The sequence below is a fragment of the Frankia canadensis genome (assembly GCF_900197875.1).
Classification (GTDB): domain Bacteria; phylum Actinomycetota; class Actinomycetes; order Frankiales; family Frankiaceae; genus Frankia; species Frankia canadensis.
The window spans coordinates 1-2,463 of sequence record NZ_FZMO01000362.1; the positions used below are offsets into that span (position 1 = coordinate 1).

2 protein-coding genes are annotated in these 2,463 nt (G+C 73.7%); both read right to left on the minus strand.

Annotated features, from left to right (window positions below; all coding sequences use genetic code 11):
* Positions 1–1,091: cytochrome P450 (locus C1A33_RS23715; RefSeq protein WP_101833554.1), on the minus strand; the 1,091-nt coding region annotated here is incomplete at its 3' end.
* Between the two features lie 97 nt (positions 1,092–1,188).
* Positions 1,189–2,463: cytochrome P450 (locus C1A33_RS23720; RefSeq protein WP_423748135.1), on the minus strand; the 1,275-nt coding region annotated here is incomplete at its 5' end.

Consider the following 2,463-nt stretch of genomic DNA (forward strand, 5'->3'; position numbering starts at 1 on the left):
GGCTGGGTGGGGCCGGCGTAGCGGGTGACGTCGAAGCGGTCGGGGTCGGCGAAGACGTCGGGGTCGCGGGTGGCGGCCGGGATCAGGAGGACGACGCCGTCGCCGCGGCGCAGCGACTGCCCGGCGATCTCCACCTCGGTGAGGGCGGAGCGCAGGACGAGCTGGATCGGCGGGTCATACCGCAGCGCCTCCTCGACCGCGGACGTCACGAGGTCGGGCCGGGCCCGTAGCGCCGCGTACTGCTCGGGGTCGCGGGCGAGGGCGAGGACGGCGTGCGCGACCAGGTTGACGGTCGTCTCGTAGCCGGCGACCAGCAGCAGCTCGCCAAGCTCGACGAGTTCCTGGTCGGACAGGCTGTCGCCCTGTTCCTGGACGGCGATGAGGTCGCTGAGCAGGTCGTCGCGGGGCTCGGCGCGACGCGTCGTGATCAGGTCGGTGAAGTAGGCGGTGAACCCGCGGTTGCCCGCCGTCCGCGCCGCCCGTTCCTCGAGGGTCACCGTCTGGATGGGGTCGGCCGCACGGGCCAGCGCCGAGGCCCAGTCGCTGAAGACCTTCTCGTCGGCGGCCGGCACGCCCAGCAGCGTGCAGATGACCCGCAGCGGCACCGGCCGGGTGAGACCGCCGACGAGGTCGACCTCGTCCCGTCCGACGGCGTCGTCGAGCAGCTCGGCGGTCAGGTCGCGGGCAAGCGGCTCGAAGCGGGCGACCCGACCGGGCGTGAACGCCCGGCTGACGAGCCGGCGCAGCCGGGTGTGGGTGGGCGGGTTCGCGCGCATCATCGAGCGCAACCCCTCGTCGGGTCCTTCGCGGTACGAGCTCTCGGACGGCGGGAGGTGACCGAACGCGGGGTCGGACAGCACGCGCTGGCAGTCCGCGTGCCGGGTCAGCGCGATCATCCGCGCCGACGCGGCGAGCCAGTGGCTGGCGCCGGCCTCGCGGATCGCGCGGAAGATCGGGTAGGGGTCGGCCCGGTTGGCCTGGTCGAAGACGCCCGCCGACAGGGCGAGCGGAGCGGCCTGGTCAGGCTGCGCGGGCTGGACGGGCTGGACGGGCTGGACGGGCTGGATGGGCTGCGAGGGTCGCGTGGTCAAGGCCGGTCCTCCGGGACGCGTCCGGACGCGGTGCGGGTGGGACGGGGCGGGCCCGGGGGGGGACGACGCCACCCGGGCCCGCCCCGTTCGGTGGCGCTCAGGCGGCGCGGAAGCGGACGGGCAGTTCAGCCAGACCGCGGATGAGCATGTTCGGCTTGTACGGCGGGGTGTCGGTCAGCGGCTCCATGTCGCCGACGCGGCGCAGCACCTCGGCGAGCAGGATCTCCATCTCGAGCAGGGCCAGCGGCGCGCCGAGGCAGTAGTGCAGCCCCAGGCTGAACGACAGGTGCCGGTTGACGGGCTTCGTCCGGTCGAAGCGGGTGATGTCGAAGACGTCCGGGTTCTCGAAGGCCGCCGGGTCGCGGTTCGCGCAGGCGATGAGCGCGACGACGCCCTGCTCGGGGGCGAAGTCGCGCCCGGCGACGGTCAGCTCCCGCTTGGCGGCGCGGGTGTTCATGTGGATCGGCGAGTCGTAGCGGAGCATCTCCTCGACGGTCGAGGGGATGAGCTCCGGGCGCTCGCGTAGCAGGGCGAGCTGGTCGGGGTGGCGGATGAGCGCCAGCATGCCGTTGCCGACCAGGTTGACGGTCGTCTCGTGGCCGGCGATGAGCAGCGTGACGCAGGTGCCGAGCAGCTCGTCGGCGGACAGCCGGTCGCCCTGCTCCTCGACCGCGGCGAGCTGGCTGATCAGGTCGTCACCGCTGCCGGGCGAGCGCCGGGCCCGCTCGACGAGCGCGCGGAAGTAGGCGAGGAAGTCGGGGATGGCGGCGTTGCGGGCGGCGAGCGCGTCGGGCGTCATGAGCACGTCGGGGTCGAAGGCGCGGGCCATCGCCTGCGACCAGACCTGCACCTGCGGGTGGTCGGCGCGGGGGACGCCGAGGATCTCGCAGACGATCGTCAGCGGCAGCGGGTAGGCGAGGACCTCGATGAGGTCGAAGTCGCCGGCACGCAGCGCGTTGTCGATCAGCTCGGCGCACAGCGCCTCGATACGCGGCCGCATCCCGGACACGACCCGCGGGGTGAAGCCCTTGGTGACCAGGCCGCGCAGCCGGGTGTGGTCCGGCGGCTCCATCCACAGGAAGGTGGACGGGAAGGCGTCGGCGGGCATCGTCGGGTGCAGCTGGTGGGCCTCGCGGTCGTGGCCCCAGTCCTGGTTGGCGAGGATCGCCGTGCAGTCCTGGTGGTTGGTGGCCAGTGGCAGCCCGAACGGCCCGTCGTGCAGCGGCCCGAGGGCGCGCATCTTCACGTACGTCGAGTACGGGTCGTGCCGGTTGGCCGGGTCGAACAGCTCGGCGAGCAGCCGCGCGGACTCGGTGCCGGCCGTCGACGCCCAGGCGGGCAGGTCGGCGGAGGCGGGCAGGTGGGTCGAGGC